Source organism: Bradyrhizobium sp. LTSPM299 (genome assembly GCF_000938235.1).
Classification (GTDB): domain Bacteria; phylum Pseudomonadota; class Alphaproteobacteria; order Rhizobiales; family Xanthobacteraceae; genus Bradyrhizobium.
On record NZ_JYMU01000098.1, the window covers coordinates 42,582 to 60,015 of the forward strand.

The following is a 17,434-nucleotide window of genomic DNA, read 5'->3' on the forward strand; positions in this document are numbered from 1 at the left end:
AGCGATGCCGACCACGATCCCGACCAAAATGCCCCCCGGCGCACCACAGGCGGCGCCTGCGCACGATTGCCTGCTCGAATTCCGCAACATCCGCATCGTCTACGACAACGCAATCGAAGCGATCCGCGACGTCTCGATCGCAGTGCCCGAGGGCGGCATCGTCGCCCTGCTCGGCTCCAACGGCGCCGGCAAATCGACGTTGCTGAAGGCGATGTCCGGCATCCTCTACACCGAAGAAGGCGTGATCGAGAACGGCAGCATCCGCTTCCGCGGTGACGACGTGCACCATCTCGCACCGGACGAGTTGGTCCGCCGTGGCATCGTCCAGGTGCCGGAGGGCCGCCGCGTGTTCGCAGCCCTCACCATCGACGAGAATTTGCAGATGGGCGGCTACACCAGGACCAACGCGGATGCGCGCCAACGCCGCGACAAGGTGTTTGCGCTGTTCCCGCGGCTCTACGAGCGGCGCGACCAGATTGCCGGCTACATGTCCGGTGGTGAGCAGCAGATGCTCGCGATCGGCCGCGCCCTGATGACCGATCCGGTGCTGCTCGCGCTCGACGAGCCGTCGCTCGGGCTGGCGCCGCTGATCATCGACCGCATCTACGAGGTGATCGCTCGCCTCCGCGACGAGCTGAAGATGACCGTGCTGCTGGTCGAGCAGAACGCACAGCGCGCACTCGATATTGCGGACTATGGCTACATCCTGGAGACCGGCCGGGTCGTGCTCGACGGCACGGCAGCGAGGCTCACCGCCAACGAGGACGTCCAGGAATTCTATCTCGGCATCTCCCGCGCGGGGCGCAAGAGCCTGCGCGACGTCAAGCACTACAAGCGCCGCAAGCGGTGGCTGTCGTGACCGCGCTGCTCACCGTCGAGAACCTCAGTAAGCGCTTCGGCGGCCTGCAGGCCGTGGCCGACGTCAGCCTCCGCGTCACCAAAGGCGAGATCTGCAGCGTGATCGGCCCGAACGGTGCCGGCAAGACCACGCTGTTCAACATGATCTCAGGCGTGCTACGACCAAACGGTGGCAGCATCGCGTTCGACGGCATCGATCTTGCCACGATCTCGCCGTGGAAATTCGCCGCCGTCGGGATCGGCCGCACCTTCCAGAACCTGGCGCTGTTCAAGCACGGCACCGTAGTCGAGAACATCCTGACCGGCCGCCACACCCATCTGCGCTCGACGGTGCTCGATGCCGTGATGTTCCTCGGCCGCACCCGCAAGGAGGAGATCGCGGCGCGGCAGCGCGTCGAGCACATCATCGAATTCCTCGAGATCGAGCATGTCAGGGACGCGGTCGTCGGCACGCTCTCCTACGGGCAGCAGAAGCGCGTCGAACTCGCCCGCGCGCTGGCCTGCGAGCCGAAGCTGTTGCTGCTCGACGAGATGGTCTCCGGCATGAACCAGGAGGAGACCGAGGACATCGCGCGCTTCGTGCTCGACATCCGTGACGAGCTCGGCATCACCGTGCTGATGATCGAGCACGAGATGCGCATCGTGATGGACATCTCCGACCGTATCCATGTACTGAACTTCGGTCGCAAGATCGCCGAAGGCACGCCCGACGAAATCAGGCGCGATTCCGCCGTCGCCGAAGCCTATCTCGGCGGCCACCGCACTGAGGCCGCGGCAAAGGCAGGCGCCTGATGTCGACCCTGGACAGCCTGCGAACCGTCCACCCGTCGATGCGAGCCGACATAGCGCGCAGTGCGCCCGTGACCGATGCCGATGCGTTCCAGAACGCGCTACAAGACGCCGCCATCACCATCCCGCAATTGCTGCAGCATCGCGCCACGATCCACGGCGAGGCACTGGCGCTGCGCGAAAAGGAATACGGCATCTGGAATCCGTATTCCTGGCGCCACTATGACGAGACGGCGCGCGCGGTTGCGCTCGGGCTCCTTTCGCTCGGAATCAAGCCGGGCGACCGCGTCGCCATCGCCGGCGAGAACGCGCCGGAATGGTTCTATGCCGATCTGGGCATCCAGATGATCGGCGCAGTCGCCGTCGGGATCTATCCGACCAATCCCTGGGTCGAGCTGCAATACATCGTCAAGCACTCCGGCGCCCGCATCGTCGTCACCGGCGACCAGGAGCAGACCGACAAAGTGCTGGATGCGATGGCCAACAATGGCGGCTTGCCCGACCTTGAGGCCATCGTCTGCATCGACATGAAGGGCCTGCGGCACTATCGCCAGTCCGAGTTGATGTCGTTCGAGGCGCTGTGCGAACGCGGCAACGCTTATGCGCTGGAGAGCCCCGAGGCCAACGCCACCCTCGACCGCCTGATCAGCCAGGGCGCGCCCGACGATGTCTGCATCCTCGTCTACACCTCGGGCACGACAGGCCCACCCAAGGGCGCGATGCTGACGCACCGCAACCTGGTCTATGCGGCCTACGCCTACGCCAGGACCGTCGGCATCGCCGATAAGCCATTCGAAGCCGTGAGCTACTTGCCACTCTGTCACGTCGCCGAGCGTTGCTACGGTATGGTGACGCATCTCGTGCTCGGCGGCACCGTCAGCTTTGCCGAATCGATCGACACCGTCGCGCTCAATATCCGCGAAATCGCGCCGACCTTCTTCGTCGGCGTCCCCCGCATCTATGAGAAGCTGCAGCAGGGCTTTCTGTTCAAGCTCGGCGAAAGCGGCAAGCTGTGGCAAGATTTCACAAGAGCCTGCCTCGCGTGGGGCCGCAAACTGTCCGATCGCCGGCAGGCCGGCAAGGACAGCTGGCTCGATCGCACGGCCTACGGGCTGCTCTATCTCCTGATGTTTCGCAATTTGCAGCGACATCTTGGCTTCGCCACTAGCCGCCACCGGCTCTGCGCCGGCGCATCGATCTCGCCGGAGACCCTGCGCTTCTTCGACATCATCGGCCGCCCGGTGTCGCAGGGCTACGGCCTCACCGAGAGCGGCGGCGTCGCCTTCATCCAGACCGGGAGCTGCCACCGGATCGGCGGTTGCGGCCTGCCGCTGCCGCAGACCGAATGGAAGTGTGATGCCGACGGCGAGATCCTGCTGCGCAACCCCGGAATCTTCAAGGGCTACTTCCTCGATGCGACAGCTTCGACCGCCTCGCTCGAGCCGGGCGGCTGGCTGCGCACCGGCGACATCATCGAGCTGCTCGACAATGGCGAGATCGCCGTGGTCGACCGCAAGAAGGCGATCATCATCACCGCCGGTGGCAAGAACATCGCACCATCGGAGATCGAGAATGCGCTGAAAGATTCTGAGTTTATCAAGGAAGCGATCGTGGTCGGCGAGGCCAAGAAGTATCTCGGCGCCATCCTCCAGGTCGACTACGACAATGTCGGCCGCTGGGCCCGCGACCGGGCGCTGGCCTACACCAACTACAAGTCGCTGTCGCAGCTCGCCGAAGTGCATGAGCTGGTCGAGCACATCGTCAATGAGACCAACAAGCGCTTTGCCCGGGTCGAGAACATCCGCCGCTTCGCGGTCCTCGAGAAAGAACTCGACCATGACGACGGCGAACTGACCGCCACACAGAAAGTGCGCCGCGCCATGATCGAGAAGAAGTTCGCGCGCGAGCTCGCCATCATTTATCCGGCGGAGGGCTGAATGCAATATCTGCTGCAACTCTTGATCTCGGGCCTCGCAATCGGCGCGATCTACGGCCTGATCGCAATGGGTTTTGCCGTGATCTACAAGTCGACCGGCCTGGTCAATTTCGCGCAAGGCGAGATGACCATGATCACGGCCTATATCGCCTGGACGATCTCGACCACGGTCAGCGGCAATGTATTCGTGGTCGCAATCAGTGCCATTCTCGCGGCGGTCCTGCTCGGCTTCATCATCGAGCGCGTCGTGATGCGGCCGATGCTGGGCGAGCCGGTGTTTGCGACCGTGATGGTCACCATCGGCCTCGCGGTGATCCTGCGCTCGGCCATCAACTTCATCTGGGACGCCTATCCGCACGGTCTCGATATCGGCATCGGCCGCGGCATCGTGCATCTCGGCGGCATCGGCGTGCGCACCGGGCAGATTGCCGTCATCACAACGTTGCTGGCGCTGCTCGTGGCGATCTGGGCGTTCTTCCGCTACAGCAAAATCGGCGTGGCGATGCGTGCGGTCGCGGCCGACGACCGTACGGCGTTGCTGATGGGCATCAGCGCCACACGAGTCCATGCGCTGGCCTGGGCCGCATCCTCCGTCATCGCCGGGATCGGCGGCGTGTTCTTCGCGCTGTCCTATGATTTGTCGCCGGCCATGTTCCAGCTTGGGCTGAAAGCGTTTCCGGCGACGATCCTCGGCGGCCTCGACGCCGTGCTCGGCTCCGGCCTCGGCGGCCTCCTAATCGGCATCACCGAGAATCTCGCCGGCGGCTATATCGGCTCCGGCACCAAGGAGATCGCGGGCTTCGCGATGATCATCGTCGTGCTGATGATCCGCCCGTTCGGGATCTTCGGTGAACGCGACATCGAGAGGGTCTGATGCGCACCGGCGATTACAAGCAAACTTATGGCGAGTTGGTCGCGCTGGTCGATTCCCCGCCGGTCTGGCTGTGGTCGGCCGTGCTGGTGCTGGCGCTTATTATCGCGCCCCATCTCTTGAACTCCTACGCGCTGTCGTTTCTCACCATCATCCTGATCACGATGACCGGCGCGCTCGGGCTCAACGTCCTGACCGGCTACACCGGCCTGATCTCGCTCGGCCATGTCGGCTTCCTCGTCACCGGCGCCTATGCTTATGCGATCCTGGTCTCCAAATGCCACATGCACCCGCTGATCGGCTTCCTCGGCGCCGGGGTGGTGCCGGCGCTCGCCAGCCTGATCGTCGGCGCGCCGTCGCTGCGTCTGAAGGGACTTTATCTCGCCATCACGACGCTGGCCTTCTCCTTCATCATCAACAGCGTGATCCTGGAGATGCGCTGGCTCACCAACGGCGCCCGCGGCCTCCAGGTGCAGCGGCCGGAGATCTTTGGCGTCAGCTTCGACAGCGATACCGCCTTTATTTATCTCTGTCTCGGCGTCGCCATCCTGACGCTGTTTGCCACCCTCAACATCCGCCGCAGCCGGGTCGGCCGCGCCTTTGTGGCGATCCGTGACAACGACACCGCGGCCCGCGTGATGGGCATCAATCTGCACGCCACCAAGCTGGTCGCCTTCGCGACGTGTGCGTTCATCACCGGCATCGCCGGCGCGCTCTACGGCATCTATCTGTCGTTCGTCAGCGTCGAGGGCTTTCCGTTCCTGCTCTCGATCGAGGCGCTGGCGATCCTGATCGTCGGCGGGCTCGGCTCGGCGCTCGGGGCGGTGCTCGGCACCGTCTTGATCGTGCTGCTGCCGGAAGCGACCCGCCTCGTCTTCAGCCTGCTCAGTTCCAAGATGGACGCGATGCTCACCACAGGCGCGCAGGAACTGAAGAGCATGCTCTACGGCCTCGTCATTATCCTGTTCCTGCGCTTCCAACCGCGCGGGCTGGTCGGCGTCTGGCATGACATCAAGCGAGCCTGGGTGCACTGGCCGCTGCGCTATTAACAAAAAAACACATCATGAGGAGGAGACAATGATCAAACATTTTGCGGCAGCCTCGCTGCTGATTTCCGCCACCTGTCTCGCCATCGGTCCGGTGAAAGCCGCCGACCCCGGGATCACCGACACCGAGATTATGATCGGCGACGTCGAGCCGCTGACCGGCCCGCCGGCGCTGCTCGGCGTCGCCGCTTCACTCGGCCACAGAATAGCAATCGCCGAGGCCAATGCCGCCGGCGGCATCAACGGCCGCAAGATCAAATATGTGCTTGAAGATGACGGCTACGTCACCGCGCGCACCATCCAGGGCGTCAAGAAGGTGATCGACGTCGACAAGGTCTTCGCCATGCTCGGCATGTCAGGCTCGGGCCAGTCGATCGCTGTGATGCCGGTGCTGGAGAAAGCGGGAATTCCCACCGTGATCGACGTCGCACCGGTTAAGTCCCTGTGGGAGCCGCCGCGCAAGAATGTGTTCGTGATCGGGCAATCCTACGAGGAAGGCATCATCCATCTTGTCAACTATCTCGCGGACAGGAATCCCGGCAAGACATGGGGCCTGATCACCCAGGACGATGACTACGGCATCACCGTACGCGATGGTTTCGACTCCGTGGTCAAGGCGAAGAAGCTGAAGGTCGTCTACAGCGGCAATTACAAGAAGGGCCAGCAGGACTTTTCGTCCGACATGCTGCAGCTCAAAGAATCCGGCGCCGAGGTGTTCCTGGCCGGCGGCATCATCGCCGAAAACATCGCGATGATGAAGGAGCTCGAGAAGCTCGGCGTCAAGCCGGTGACCGGCATCTTCTGGCCCGGCCGCATCGAGCCGGTGCTGAAGCTGATGGGCCCAGCCGGCGACGGCATCTACGCCGTCGACTATGTCGAACCGTTCGCCGGTGCCGCCGGCAAGGCATTCCTCGAAAAGGCAAAGTCGCTGGTGTCGGAGGCCGAGTTCAAGGGCATCAACCGCTACACCATGAGCGGTTATGCGGCGGCAAAGGTTTTGATCGCGGCGATCGAGCGCTGCGGCAAACAACCGACCTGGGCCTGTACCATCTCCGAGCTGGAGAAGACCAAAAACGTAGAGACCGGCGTGATGGCGCCGATCAGCTTCGGCCCCGGCGTCCGTTTCTCGAACCAGAAGCTGCAGATCATGCAGGCCGATGCGGCCACACTCAGCTTCAAGCCGGTGGAGTGAGCCAACGATGAAAACCCTGATCGTGTATGCCCACCAGGAGGCGCAGTCCTTCAACGCTGCACTTCTGGCGCGTTCGGTAGCGGAGCTGACCGCGCTCGGGCATACGGTCAGGGTCTCCGATCTCTACGCCATGCGCTTCAACCCGGTGGCGACCGGGGAGGATTTCGGCGAGCGGCGATTTCCCGACCGGCTGCAATACGACCGCGAGCAGAAGCACAACTTCCAGCACCGGTCGCTCAGCGACGACATCACCGCCGAGATCGAGAAGCTGATCTGGTGCGATCTCCTGATCCTGCAGTTTCCGCTGTGGTGGTTTTCGGTTCCCGCTATCATGAAGGGCTGGATCGATCGCGTGTTCGTCAACGGCGCGGTCTACGGCGCCGGCCGCCGCTACGATACCGGCGGCCTCGCCGGCCGCCGCGCCATGGTCGTCACCTCGACCGCCGCATATCCCGGGATGTGCGCACCTGACGGACTGGTCGGGGCGCTCGATGTGATCCTGTGGCCGATCCAGAACGGTACGCTCGCCTATACTGGCTGCAAGGTGCTGCCGCCCTTCGTGTCCTGGTCGGCGAATTTCGTCGACGAGGCGACGCGGCAAGGCTATCTCGACGATTACGCCGAGCGGCTACGGCGGATCGAGACCGCCAAGCCGCTGTTCTTTCATCCGCTCGAAGATTTTGGTCCGGACTGGCGCCTCAGGCCCGGCGTTGCGGCGCAGGCAGTCGGCCAAGGCCGGCCCGCCGGCTGAGCGCGCGGTCAGATCAAGCCGCGCAGCAAGGCAATCAAGCGGCCGCATTGCTCCTCGGTACCAACAGTAATCCGCAGGAAGTCCTCAATTCGCGGCTTCTTGAAATGCCGCACCAGCACGCCGCCTTCCCGAAGCCGGGCCGCAAGCTGCGCGCCACTTTGAGCGCGGTGGCGCGCGAAGACGAAGTTCGCGGCGGATGGAAGCACCTCGAAGCCCAACTCAAAGAGGTCACGGATGAGCGACTCGCGGGTCGCAATGATGCGTTGGCGCGCTGCCGTAAACCATTCATCGTCCTTGATTGCTGCGACCGCACCGGCGATGGCGAGGCAACCCAGCGGGTAGGAGTTGAAGCTGTCCTTCACCCGCTCCAGTGCCTCGATCAGGGGTCGTTGGCCGATCGCAAAGCCAACTCTTAAGCCAGCCAGGGCCCGCGACTTCGACAGCGTCTGGATGACCAGCAGATTGTCGTGGCGGGCAACCAGCGATACGGCGCTCGCAGCACCGAAATCGACATAGGCCTCGTCAATCACCACCAACTGGTCCGGATGGTCGGTCAGCAGCGTTTCGATCGCGTCGCGCGAAAGCGCGATCCCGGTCGGGGCGTTCGGATTTGGCACAATGATGGCACCGCATGGCCGCCGGTAGTCGGCGATCTGCACCCTCATCCCATCGTCGAGGGGTACCTCCTCGTAGTTGACGCCATACAGGCCGCTATAGACCGGGTAGAAGCTGTAGGTGATGTCGGGGAACAGCAGCGGCGCATCATGCTTCAGCAGGGCCTGGAAGGTGTGGGCCAGAACCTCGTCCGAACCATTGCCGACGAACACCTCGTCGGGCGTGATATCGTAGCGGGCAGCAATCGCCTCGCGCAGAACGGTCGCATGCGGATCGGGATAGAGCCGCAGACGGTCTGTCGCGGCGGCGATCGCCGCCAGCACGCGCGGCGACGGGTCGTACGGATTCTCGTTGGTATTGAGCTTGACGATGCCATGCTGCTTCGGCTGCTCGCCGGGCACGTAGGGCGACAGATTGTGGACGACTGAACTCCAGAAGCGACTCATGATCCCCGATCCAACTGCTGATCTCGTCACAGTAGGATATGGCGGGCCTTGACGATAGTCCGCTTTCGGCCAGGTACATCACCCTTCACATCCGTTTCGCGACCTCTTCCAGCATCACCTCAGTGGCGCCGCCGCCGATCGTCAGCACCCGCGCATCGCGCACCATGCGCTCGATCGGGGTGCCACGCATGAAGCCAGAGCCGCCATGCAGCTGCAGGCAGCCATGCACGACCTCATGCAGTACCTCCGGCGACAGCGCCTTCACCATCGACACCTCGCGCAGGCACTCCTGCCCGGCTTCAGCCAACTCGGCGGCATGATAGGCCAGCTGCCGCGCCGCCGCCGCCTTCGCGGCGAGCTGGGCGAGCTTCAGCCGCACGGCCTGCTGGTTCCAGAGCGGACCGCCAAACGCCTGCCGCGCCTTTACATAATTGGTCGTCAGCTCGATCGCCTTGGCGGACTCGCCGGCGCAGATGCCGCCGATGACGATGCGCTCGTTCTGAAAGGTCTCCATGATGCCATAGAAACCCTTGTTCTCCTCGCCGAGCAGGTTCTCGGCCGGGATACGCACGTCCTGGAAGCCGATCTCGGCTGTATCCGAACAGAGCCAGCCATGCTTGTCGAGCTTCGTCACCGAGATACCCGGCGTGTGGCGCTCGACGATGAACAGTGAGAGACCACGGCTGCCCTTGGCGTGCGGATCGGTGCGCGCGGCGACGATCAGGATGTCGCCATAGACAGCATTGGTGATGAACATTTTTGCGCCGTTGATCACCCAGACATCGCCGTCACGCGTCGCGCGTGTCCTCAAGCCAGCAACATCCGAGCCCGCGTCCGGCTCGGTCACCGCGATCGAGCAGATGGTCTCGCCGCGAATGATCGCCGGCAAATATTTCTGCTTCTGTTCGGGCGTGCCGCGCAGAGTGATGTGGACGGCCGACATGTCGGTGTGCACCAGTATCGACGAGGTGAAGCCGCCGAAGCTCGAGCGGCCCAGTTCCTCGGCAAACACCATCGAGGCCAGCGGCCCCATGTCGGTGCCGCCATACTCGGCCGCATGACGCATGCCGAGGAAACCCAGCGCGCCCATGCGGAGAAAGATCTCGCGCGGGATCTTGCCGTCACGCTCCCACGCTTCGCCATGCGGCACAACTTCCTTCTCGACAAAGCGGCGGACCTGCTCGCGCAGCATGCGCAGTTCCTCTGGCAGATTGGGCTGCTCCGAGAAGTGAAAATCGGCTTCGAAGGGCTCGCGCGGATCTGATGTCATGACGTTCATTGTGACGCACTCCCACCTTCGATGTGAAGATGCCCGCGCAGAAAATTCGCGAGGCCCACGATCGCCTCTCGCGCCTGCGGAATCTCCGGAAACATCTGGAACACATGGATCATATCGTCCCAGATCTGCAATTCGACCTCGACACCGGCGGCCTTCGCCTTCGTGGCCAGCTCGGTCGCATCGTCGCGCACGGTTTCGCGGTCTCCGGCCTGCACCAGCAGCGGCGGCAGGCCGGCGAGATCGGCGTAGAGCGGCGAGGCCCGCGGATCACAGGGGTTGCCGTCCTTGCCGAGATAATTTTTCGCGAGCGCCAAGATCATCGCGCGTTGGTGGATCGGATCAGCTTTGGCCCGGCTGTCATAGCTCGCGCCGTTTGCCGCGAGATCGGTCCACGGCGACATCACCGCAGCGGCTACAGGCAGCGGCTCCCCGCGGTCGCGCGCGGCCAGCATCGCGGCGAGCACGAGATTGCCGCCGGCGGAATCGCCCACGAAGGCGATGTCGGCCGGCCGCAAGCCCTGGTCGCGCAGATAGCCATAGGCGGTCAACGCATCGTCCAGCGCGGCCGGGAAACGATGCTCCGGCGCCAGGCGATAGTTGATCGCCAGCACGCGGCAACCGCTGGCTTCGGCCATCCGCGCGATCAGGTCGCGATGCGAGGCTACCGAGCCGATGCGAAAGCCGCCGCCGTGGAAATAGAGGATCGCCTTGTCGTGCGGCGCGTCTGCCGGCACGATCCATTCACCGTCGACGCCGCCGGCGGAAACATGCCGGCACGACACCGGCACCGAACAGCCGGCAAAGGCCGCGTCCCAGTCGCTGCGCATCTGCGCGACCGACGTATCGCGGGTCCAGTTGCGATAGATCGCACGCAACCGCTCGATCGCGCGATCGACCTCGCTATCGTTGGCCGCACCGTTCATCTCAGCCGCCAATCCCCATGCCGCCGGAGACGCCGAGCGTCTCGCCGGTGATGTAAGCGGCCTGGTCCGACGCCAGAAATCGCGCCGCGGCTGCCACCTCCTCGGGCTCGCCGAGGCGGCCGAGCAGCGTCGCATCCGTCATCGCGCGCAAAATCTTGTCGCCGCCTTTGGCCACCGCCCGCTCCAGCATCGGGGTGCGGATCGGCCCCGGCGCGATCGCGTTCACGGTGATGCCGAAGCGCGCATTTTCCCGCGCGATGCTCTTGGTGAAGGCGATCACGCCGCCCTTCGCGGCCGAGTAGACCGAGCCGCCTTTGGAGCCGAGCCGGGCCGCCTCCGAGGTAACGTTGATGATGCGGCCGAAGCGCACCGCCTTCATCGCCGGCAGAACGGCGTGGGTGCAGGCGAGCACCGAGGTGAGATTGACCGCGATCAGTCTGGCCCAATCTTCCGCCGTGGTGTCGGTGAAGAAGGCGTGCTGGTCGATTCCGGCATTGTTGACGAGGATGTCGAACGGACCATCCTGCGCGATGACCGCCTGCACGGCCTTAACATCGCTGACATCAAGTCCTGCGATGCCAGCGTCGATCTCCTGTGCGAGGTCGGAAGCTGCCGCAACGTCGAGATCAGCGATGACGACCTTGGCGCCCGCACCCGCAAAACTTCGCGCGATCGCCGCGCCAATGCCCCGGGCACCGCCGGAGACGAAGGCACGGCGGCCATCGAGACGCCCGAATGGCAACGCGGCTGCCATGCCTCAACGCCCCGTGAAGATCGGTTTGCGCCGCTCGATCACGGCGGCAAGGCCCTCGCGGGCGTCGGCCATGCCTGACAGTTCGGCCACCGTGCGCGCCTCCTCCGACAGGCATTGCTCGATGCTGGTGCCGGTGCCGGCCCAGACCAGCCGCTTGGTCGCCGCCAATGCCTTCGGCGCGCCGGCCGCAAGTTCACGCGCCAGCGCCAGCGAGGCGTCGGCGAGTTCGTGGTCGGGCACGACCTTGGTCACGATGCCCATCTGCAGCGCCTCGGCGGCCGGAATTACCGGATTGGTCAGCAGGATCGACATCGCGCGCCGCAAGCCCACCAGCCGCGACAGCGTGACCGAGACGCCGGCATCCGGCGCCATCGCGACCCGCGTCGCGCCGGCGAGGAACTTTGCCGACTCCGCCGCGATCACGATGTCGGAGGCGCAGACCAGACCAAACCCGCCACCGCCTGCGGCAAAGCCCTGCACTGAGGTAATCACGGGCGCTTCAAGCCGCAGCAGGCCGGTCACCGCGTTCTGCAAGTAAGCCGTCGCCTGGCGAATATAGTCCGGCAGCTTCTCGCCCTTGGACAGGAAGGCGCGGACGTCGCCGCCGGCACAGAAATTCGCGCCCTCACCGCTCAGCAGCACCACGCGCAGATCGGGATGGCCGTGGCAGACCATGATCGCATCGCACAGCGCGCTCAACAGCTCGGCGCTCATGCCGTTGGCGGCATCGGGACGGTTCAGCCGCAGCCGAGCGATGCCGTCGTCGATGTCGAGCAGAACGGGTCCCTTGTCGATCATGGCGAGACCTTTCCTAAACCAGGAATGAGAGCGTGTAGATCGCCTTGTCGTTGTTGACGAGGACGACCTTCTTGGTGGCCATCCGCAATTCGCCATCGACATGACGCAGCCGGTATTCATTGCGCGCGGCCCACAGCGTGTCGTCGCGCAGGCTCGATTCGAAGATCAGGCTGTTGCTGGCGACCGCGATGTCGCCGTCGTCAGGCTGCTGGTCCATCAATTCGATGTTGGAAATCAGCCGGCGCAAGTTGGACTGCGGCGTCTGGGTGAAGTGCTTGCCGGTCATCAACTGCCGAACGCGCAGCGTGATCCGCGAGCGGTTGTCGTAGATGATCGACATCTGCCGCTCCGGATCGATATCCGCGCCATTGGCCGGCACCCAGTAGACGCCGTCATCGGTCCAGAGCTTTTCCCAGGCCTCGTATTGATGCTCGTCCTGCAGCCGCGCCTCGCGATAGAGGAAGGCGGTGATGGCGCTCATCAGCGTGGCGCTGCTTTCGCGCGACAGCATCAGGCCGGCTCCATCAGCTTGCGGTAATGGCTCCAGATGCCGCGCGACGGCACTTCGTCGGTGACATGACCGATCGTGAAGCCGAGCTCGTCGCGGCGCTCGCGCTTCTCGCCGCGGCCAAGGAAGATCCACTCGGGATTGCGCGCCTGCACGCCGCGGTGGCAGCGCTCATACATCTCGGAATCGTCGGCGAGCAGAAAGCCGGCCGGGCCGACCGAGCCCATGGTCTGCTGGCGCAGCCGGCGGTTCAGGTCCGGCGCACCCTTGAACTGCAGCGCGGTGACATGCTGCACGCTGTCGTCGACGCCGAGCGGCTGGATCACGAACATCTGGATCTCGGCGATGAACAGGTTCGGGAAGATCATCACATGCGGCGTGCCGTCGATCATGATCTCGCGCGCGGCGGTGTCACCATAGGCGGACTTCATTCGCGCCGTATAGTCCGGCAGCCGCTCCTCGCTGGTGCCGAACCAACTCATCGGCGCGCCGCGCTTGCGGAACTCGGGGCGCAAGTCGATCTCGGTATGGCCGTTGCCGTAGTCGCGCGTCAGCGCCGTCGAGGCGCCGCCATAGAGTTTGCCGATCATGCTGTCGGCGACGCCGAATATCGAGGTGTGGACGAAGGCCGGATGATAGCCGTCGCACTCGTTTTCCAGGATGAACTTCCAGTTCGCCTTGACGCGGTGCTTGAGGAAGCCCGCGGTGACCTCGACCTCGCCTTCCGGCGAGCTACGCACCAGCCGATCGATGGTCTCGGCGGCGCCGCCAAGATGCTGCTTCAGCGTCGGCCCATCGGCAGCGAACGAGCCGAACACGAAGCCGCGATAGGATTCGACGCGTGTCACCCGCCCGAGCGCGAGCTGGGATTTGTCCTGCCCTTCATAACCATCCGGGAAGGCATAGCCGACCAGACGGCCGTCATTGGCAAAGGTCCAGGAGTGGAAGGGACAGGTGAAGGAGCGCGCATTGCCGCGCTCATAGGAGCAGACTTGGTTGCCGCGATGCGAGCAGCGGTTGAGCAGCAGGTTGACCTTGCCCTGCTCGTCGCGCGTCATGATGATGGATTGCGGGCCGATCGATTTGACGACGTAGTCATTGGCGTTGGGCACCTCGCTCTCGTGCCCGACATAGACCCAGGTCCGGTACCAGATGTTCTTGAGTTCCGCCTCGAAGATCGCGGGATCGGTGTAGAGCGATCCATGCACCCGGTCCGGCCGGATCAGGCGCTCCCACGGCGAGACGCCGGTCATCACGTTCATCGTTGCGTCTCCCTCGCTGGCCGCGTCCTTCGGCTTTCTTCGTGCACTCTATAATAATCCGAACGACCGTTTAGTAAATAGCATGACCGAGCCGAATCGGCAAGCTTCTTTGCGGGCAAGCGCGCTTCAACCTCGCGCGGCGTCGCCGTCGCCGCCTGCGATCTGTTGCAGCATCGATTTCGGCGTTGTCGCGAGTTCGATCTTGAGCTGATCGCAGATCGCGCGCCGCAGCAAGCGCTCGATCTCGTTCGCCGCATCCGGATCGGCCGTACGCGCGCCCTCACCGCTCGCCCAGAGCAGAAGCTGTCCGAGCAGCCTGTCGCCGTCGTCGCGCAATGCCTCGATCTGCGCAGCGTCGGCGTTTTCGCGTGCGATGCGGGGCGTTGCGGGAATTGGCGGATGATCCATCCCGATCGCCTGCTGCCTGACCCCAGCAAATGCGTCGTCCTGCAAGCAGACCTGATCCAGCAGTGGCCCCGGCTTCCAGTCCGCAGCGAGCTTCAGCCCGTTCAGCGCATAGATCGCGGAGAACACCTGACCGCGGATGAAATCGTCGCCGCTGTTCGGCACAACATGGGTCTGCAAGGCGTCGATGATGCCCTCGATCAACCGCTCGAAAGACGCGCTCATGCCGCAGCCTCCAGCGCCCGTTCGAAGGCCCTCACAATCGAAGGCATCTGGCTCGCCATCACGGCCATCCGCATGTCGTTGAAGCGATCGACCTCGAAGGCGCGCACGGCGCACATCTGGATCGCCGCGGCCTGATACAGCGCGTATGCTTCGTAGAATGCGAGGCTTTTGGCCGAGACCGGAATTCCAGAGGCGCGCTGATAGAGCTCGATCACCTCGGCGCGCTCGACCACGCCGTAGAGCTTTTTGCTCCTGCCATTGAAGGTCGGCATTAGTGCCCAGGCCAGATCTTCATGGGGATCGCCGAGATGGGTCAGCTCCCAATCGAGGATGGCGACGATTTTCTTGTCGTGCTCGATGAAGTTACCGATCCTGTAGTCGCCATGCACGATGGTCCGGCGCAGCGGCTGCGGGCAGTTCTCCTGCAACCATCGTCCGCCCCAGTCGAGTAGCGGATAGTAGCGCGCCGTCGGACGCGCCAGCGACGCACGCCAGGCTGCGATCGCGCTGACCTCGGCGCGCTCGCCTCCGCCCTGCAATGACGCCAGCGGCGTCGTGCGTGAGTCGATCCGGTGCAATTCGCCCAGGATGTTCAGGAACTGCAGGGCGATGACGCGCCTATGGTCCTCGCCGAGTTGGCTCGCGGCCCAGGGAGCGGGAACGTCGCCCTCGACATGGACGCAGATGAAGAAGGGAAAGCCGATCTCGGCTCCGTCCTGCTCGAACGATACCAGCGCCGGAACCGGAATGTTGCTGCCGGCCAGCGACTGCAACGCGTGGACCTGCGGCAGCACCGAATAGGGCGCGAACAATCCGTTCGGCGGCCCTACGCGCAGGATCAGCTTGCGATCCGATCCGTCCGTCAAGCGAGCAAAGAACCCATACGTGATCCAGGAGAAGCCCGATGACTTGCGCGAGAAATGGACGATCTCGACCCCGCTTGCAGATGTCCGGGAGAGATACCGCGCGAGGGCGGACCGCACCGCGTCATCATTCGCGACTTCAGGGCAGCGAGCTTGCTCCGGCGCGGGACGCGGCAAATCGTCGGATCGTATGGCGGCGTCCTGCATCAGTTGACCGACCTGGTAAAGCCGCGCCATTTCTCCTCGCGCAGCGCCGATTTCATGATCTTGCCCGAGCCGGTCAGCGGCAGCGGCTCAAGGCGGATATCCACGGAACGCGGGCATTTGTAGCCGGCGATCAGGCTGCGGCAATGTGCGATCACCAGTTCCGCATCGAGCGTGGCGCCATCCTTCGGCACGACGATCGCATGCACCGCCTCGCCCCATTGCGGATCGGGGACCGCGATGACGGCGCATTCCCTGACCTGCTCGTGCTGGAAGATGGCGTTCTCGACCTCGCCGGAATAGACGTTCTCGCCACCGGAGACGATCATGTCCTTCAAGCGGTCGACGATGTAGACAAAGCCGTCCTCGTCCATGCAGGCGCCGTCTCCGGTATGAAGCCATCCGTTGCGCAGCACGCGCGCGCTCTCTTCCGGCTTGCGCCAATATCCCAGCATCACGCCGGCACCGCGAATCGCGATCTCGCCGACCGTCCCGCGCGGCACTTCTGCGCCGGCGGCGTCGACGATACGGATCTCGACGCCCGGCGCGGCACGGCCGGCGGATTTTCGCTTTGTCGCCAGCGGTCCTTCCAGCGCGTGATACTCCCAGGGCAGGATCGTCGCCAGCGCCGCGCTTTCCGTCATGCCGTATCCCTGGTGAAAGCGCCAGGTCGGCAACACGCGCATCAGCTTGACCAGCAACGCGTCGGGCATCGGAGACGCACCATATTCGCAATCCTTGACGCTGCTGAGGTCGTACGTCCCGAACGACGGATGATTGAGCAGCATGTTGAGCATGGTCGGCACGAACAGGCAGTAGTCCACCCGGTGCTCGGCGATCGTCTTCATCGCGAGTTCAGGGTCGAATTTGGGAATCGTCACATGCGTGCCGCCGACCAAAGTCAGCGCGATCATCGGCGAGGTCCCGGCCAGATGGAACATCCCCGCCGAATGCAGATACCGGGTGTCTTCGCGGAACCGGAGCGCGTAGATCCAGACCAGCGATTCATAGATGATGTTGGCGTGTGACAGCATCACGCCCTTGGGAAAGCCCGTGGTTCCGCCGGTGTAGAAGATGCCCGCCAGATCGTTGTAGGCGCCTGAGGCATCCTCGATCGGCGCATGCGCCACCAGTTCATCATAGCCCTGCATGCCATCAGGGACTTGCCCCTCGTCCAGATAGACCATCGCGGTGAGGGATTTTGCGCTTCGGAGCGCGGTTGCTGCCTCGGCGAAAGTCCTGTCGACCAGCAGCAGCTTCGGCGTGGAGTCGTCGATCGCATAGGCGTTCTCCGCCACGGCCCAGCGGGTGTTGAGGGGCACGGCGACTGCGCCGGCCCAAGCGATGGCATAGAGTGCCTCGATATAGAGATCGCTGTTGTGCGCGAGAATGGCGACGCGATCGCCGGCCTCGATGCCGAGCCTGCGCAATCCCCCGGCCGCACCGGCAACGCGCCGGCCGATCTCCTTCCAGCTCCGCGACCTCCCCGCATGGATCGTGCCGGGCGCATCCTTGCGCAATTGCACCGCTGAAGTGAGAGCCTGCGTCAGCTTCATGTTTCCTCCTCAACCACATGCGGCAGCACACGCTTTGCGGATATTTCCGTCATGCCGTGGCCTCGCAGTCCTGTTTCGGAGAAATCAGTTGATAATCCGAACGGACGGTCTATTATTGCACAGCCGTCGCGAGGGGTAAAGCCTTTGAAGGCC

The 17,434-nt window shown here is 64.0% G+C and carries 17 protein-coding genes; 7 read left to right on the forward strand and 10 right to left on the reverse strand.

Annotated features, from left to right (window positions below; all coding sequences use genetic code 11):
* The first annotated feature begins 4 nt into the window (after positions 1-4).
* From UP10_RS40815 to UP10_RS40845, 7 genes are read left to right on the forward strand one after another with little or no spacing between them, the layout of a single operon-like run.
* The gene (locus UP10_RS40815) at positions 5-859 is read left to right on the forward strand and encodes an ABC transporter ATP-binding protein (protein WP_044592801.1); all 855 of its coding nucleotides are present in this window, start codon (positions 5-7) and stop codon (positions 857-859) included.
* Entirely contained in the window at positions 856-1,650 is a 795-nt protein-coding gene (locus tag UP10_RS40820) for an ABC transporter ATP-binding protein (protein ID WP_044592901.1), read from the forward strand. Before UP10_RS40815 ends, UP10_RS40820 begins: the two co-directional genes overlap by 4 nt.
* Positions 1,650-3,584, forward strand: a complete 1,935-nt coding sequence (locus UP10_RS40825; RefSeq protein WP_050044059.1) for an AMP-dependent synthetase/ligase — start codon at positions 1,650-1,652, stop codon at positions 3,582-3,584. Before UP10_RS40820 ends, UP10_RS40825 begins: the two co-directional genes overlap by 1 nt.
* The gene (locus UP10_RS40830; protein WP_044592802.1) at positions 3,585-4,457 is read left to right on the forward strand and encodes a branched-chain amino acid ABC transporter permease; all 873 of its coding nucleotides are present in this window, start codon (positions 3,585-3,587) and stop codon (positions 4,455-4,457) included.
* Positions 4,457-5,503, forward strand: coding sequence for a branched-chain amino acid ABC transporter permease (locus UP10_RS40835; protein ID WP_044592803.1), 1,047 nt, complete (start codon positions 4,457-4,459; stop codon positions 5,501-5,503). The genes UP10_RS40830 and UP10_RS40835 overlap by 1 nt, the downstream gene beginning before the upstream one ends.
* 28 nt (positions 5,504-5,531) lie before the next feature.
* Positions 5,532-6,692 (forward strand): ABC transporter substrate-binding protein, encoded by a 1,161-nt coding sequence (locus UP10_RS40840; protein WP_044592804.1) that lies wholly within the window; start codon positions 5,532-5,534, stop codon positions 6,690-6,692.
* Positions 6,693-6,699: 7 nt separating this feature from the next.
* On the forward strand, positions 6,700-7,443 hold the full coding sequence (locus UP10_RS40845; RefSeq protein WP_044592805.1) for an NAD(P)H-dependent oxidoreductase: 744 nt from the start codon (positions 6,700-6,702) through the stop codon (positions 7,441-7,443).
* Positions 7,444-7,451: 8 nt separating this feature from the next.
* On the opposite strand, the gene hisC is transcribed toward UP10_RS40845, so the two are convergent.
* The 10 genes from hisC to UP10_RS40895 all read right to left on the reverse strand — a co-directional run bounded on the left by hisC (position 7,452) and on the right by UP10_RS40895 (position 17,281).
* A complete protein-coding gene (gene hisC / locus UP10_RS40850; protein WP_044592806.1) occupies positions 7,452-8,504 on the reverse strand; it encodes a histidinol-phosphate transaminase in 1,053 nt (350 codons plus the stop codon).
* A gap of 85 nt (positions 8,505-8,589) precedes the next feature.
* Positions 8,590-9,783, reverse strand: coding sequence for an acyl-CoA dehydrogenase family protein (locus UP10_RS40855; protein WP_082077546.1), 1,194 nt, complete (start codon positions 9,781-9,783; stop codon positions 8,590-8,592).
* Entirely contained in the window at positions 9,780-10,706 is a 927-nt protein-coding gene (locus UP10_RS40860) for an alpha/beta hydrolase (protein ID WP_044592807.1), read from the reverse strand. The genes UP10_RS40855 and UP10_RS40860 overlap by 4 nt, the downstream gene beginning before the upstream one ends.
* 1 nt (position 10,707) lies before the next feature.
* Complete coding sequence (locus UP10_RS40865; RefSeq protein ID WP_044592808.1) at positions 10,708-11,460, reverse strand: SDR family NAD(P)-dependent oxidoreductase; 753 nt, start codon at positions 11,458-11,460, stop codon at positions 10,708-10,710.
* Between the two features lie 3 nt (positions 11,461-11,463).
* Positions 11,464-12,258 carry an enoyl-CoA hydratase/isomerase family protein gene (locus tag UP10_RS40870; RefSeq protein ID WP_044592809.1) on the reverse strand — a complete coding sequence of 265 codons (795 nt, stop codon included), beginning with the start codon at positions 12,256-12,258 and terminating at the stop codon, positions 11,464-11,466.
* Positions 12,259-12,271: 13 nt separating this feature from the next.
* Positions 12,272-12,769 (reverse strand): aromatic-ring-hydroxylating dioxygenase subunit beta, encoded by a 498-nt coding sequence (locus UP10_RS40875; protein ID WP_044592810.1) that lies wholly within the window; start codon positions 12,767-12,769, stop codon positions 12,272-12,274.
* A complete protein-coding gene (locus tag UP10_RS40880; protein WP_044592811.1) occupies positions 12,769-14,028 on the reverse strand; it encodes an aromatic ring-hydroxylating oxygenase subunit alpha in 1,260 nt (419 codons plus the stop codon). Before UP10_RS40880 ends, UP10_RS40875 begins: the two co-directional genes overlap by 1 nt.
* Positions 14,029-14,154: 126 nt before the next feature.
* Positions 14,155-14,658: a hypothetical protein gene (locus tag UP10_RS40885; RefSeq protein WP_044592812.1), complete on the reverse strand. Its 504-nt coding sequence runs from the start codon at positions 14,656-14,658 to the stop codon at positions 14,155-14,157.
* The gene (locus UP10_RS40890) at positions 14,655-15,758 is read right to left on the reverse strand and encodes a phosphotransferase family protein (RefSeq protein ID WP_044592813.1); all 1,104 of its coding nucleotides are present in this window, start codon (positions 15,756-15,758) and stop codon (positions 14,655-14,657) included. Before UP10_RS40890 ends, UP10_RS40885 begins: the two co-directional genes overlap by 4 nt.
* Positions 15,728-17,281 (reverse strand): acyl-CoA synthetase, encoded by a 1,554-nt coding sequence (locus UP10_RS40895; RefSeq protein ID WP_044592814.1) that lies wholly within the window; start codon positions 17,279-17,281, stop codon positions 15,728-15,730. Before UP10_RS40895 ends, UP10_RS40890 begins: the two co-directional genes overlap by 31 nt.
* Positions 17,282-17,434 lie beyond the last annotated feature (153 nt).

Excerpts from the sequence above, each read along its gene's own strand:
- UP10_RS40860 (WP_044592807.1), bottom strand. The coding sequence starts at position 10,706 with ATGAACGGTGCGGCCAACGATAGCGAGGTCGATCGCGCGATCGAGCGG.
- UP10_RS40895 (WP_044592814.1), bottom strand. The coding sequence starts at position 17,281 with ATGAAGCTGACGCAGGCTCTCACTTCAGCGGTGCAATTGCGCAAGGAT.
- UP10_RS40880 (WP_044592811.1), bottom strand. The coding sequence starts at position 14,028 with ATGAACGTGATGACCGGCGTCTCGCCGTGGGAGCGCCTGATCCGGCCG.
- UP10_RS40845 (WP_044592805.1), top strand. The coding sequence starts at position 6,700 with ATGAAAACCCTGATCGTGTATGCCCACCAGGAGGCGCAGTCCTTCAAC.
- UP10_RS40875 (WP_044592810.1), bottom strand. The coding sequence starts at position 12,769 with ATGCTGTCGCGCGAAAGCAGCGCCACGCTGATGAGCGCCATCACCGCC.
- UP10_RS40890 (WP_044592813.1), bottom strand. The coding sequence starts at position 15,758 with ATGGCGCGGCTTTACCAGGTCGGTCAACTGATGCAGGACGCCGCCATA.
- UP10_RS40855 (WP_082077546.1), bottom strand. The coding sequence starts at position 9,783 with ATGAACGTCATGACATCAGATCCGCGCGAGCCCTTCGAAGCCGATTTT.
- UP10_RS40815 (WP_044592801.1), top strand. The coding sequence starts at position 5 with ATGCCGACCACGATCCCGACCAAAATGCCCCCCGGCGCACCACAGGCG.
- UP10_RS40825 (WP_050044059.1), top strand. The coding sequence starts at position 1,650 with ATGTCGACCCTGGACAGCCTGCGAACCGTCCACCCGTCGATGCGAGCC.
- UP10_RS40830 (WP_044592802.1), top strand. The coding sequence starts at position 3,585 with ATGCAATATCTGCTGCAACTCTTGATCTCGGGCCTCGCAATCGGCGCG.
- UP10_RS40835 (WP_044592803.1), top strand. The coding sequence starts at position 4,457 with ATGCGCACCGGCGATTACAAGCAAACTTATGGCGAGTTGGTCGCGCTG.
- hisC (WP_044592806.1), bottom strand. The coding sequence starts at position 8,504 with ATGAGTCGCTTCTGGAGTTCAGTCGTCCACAATCTGTCGCCCTACGTG.
- UP10_RS40865 (WP_044592808.1), bottom strand. The coding sequence starts at position 11,460 with ATGGCAGCCGCGTTGCCATTCGGGCGTCTCGATGGCCGCCGTGCCTTC.
- UP10_RS40840 (WP_044592804.1), top strand. The coding sequence starts at position 5,532 with ATGATCAAACATTTTGCGGCAGCCTCGCTGCTGATTTCCGCCACCTGT.
- UP10_RS40885 (WP_044592812.1), bottom strand. The coding sequence starts at position 14,658 with ATGAGCGCGTCTTTCGAGCGGTTGATCGAGGGCATCATCGACGCCTTG.
- UP10_RS40870 (WP_044592809.1), bottom strand. The coding sequence starts at position 12,258 with ATGATCGACAAGGGACCCGTTCTGCTCGACATCGACGACGGCATCGCT.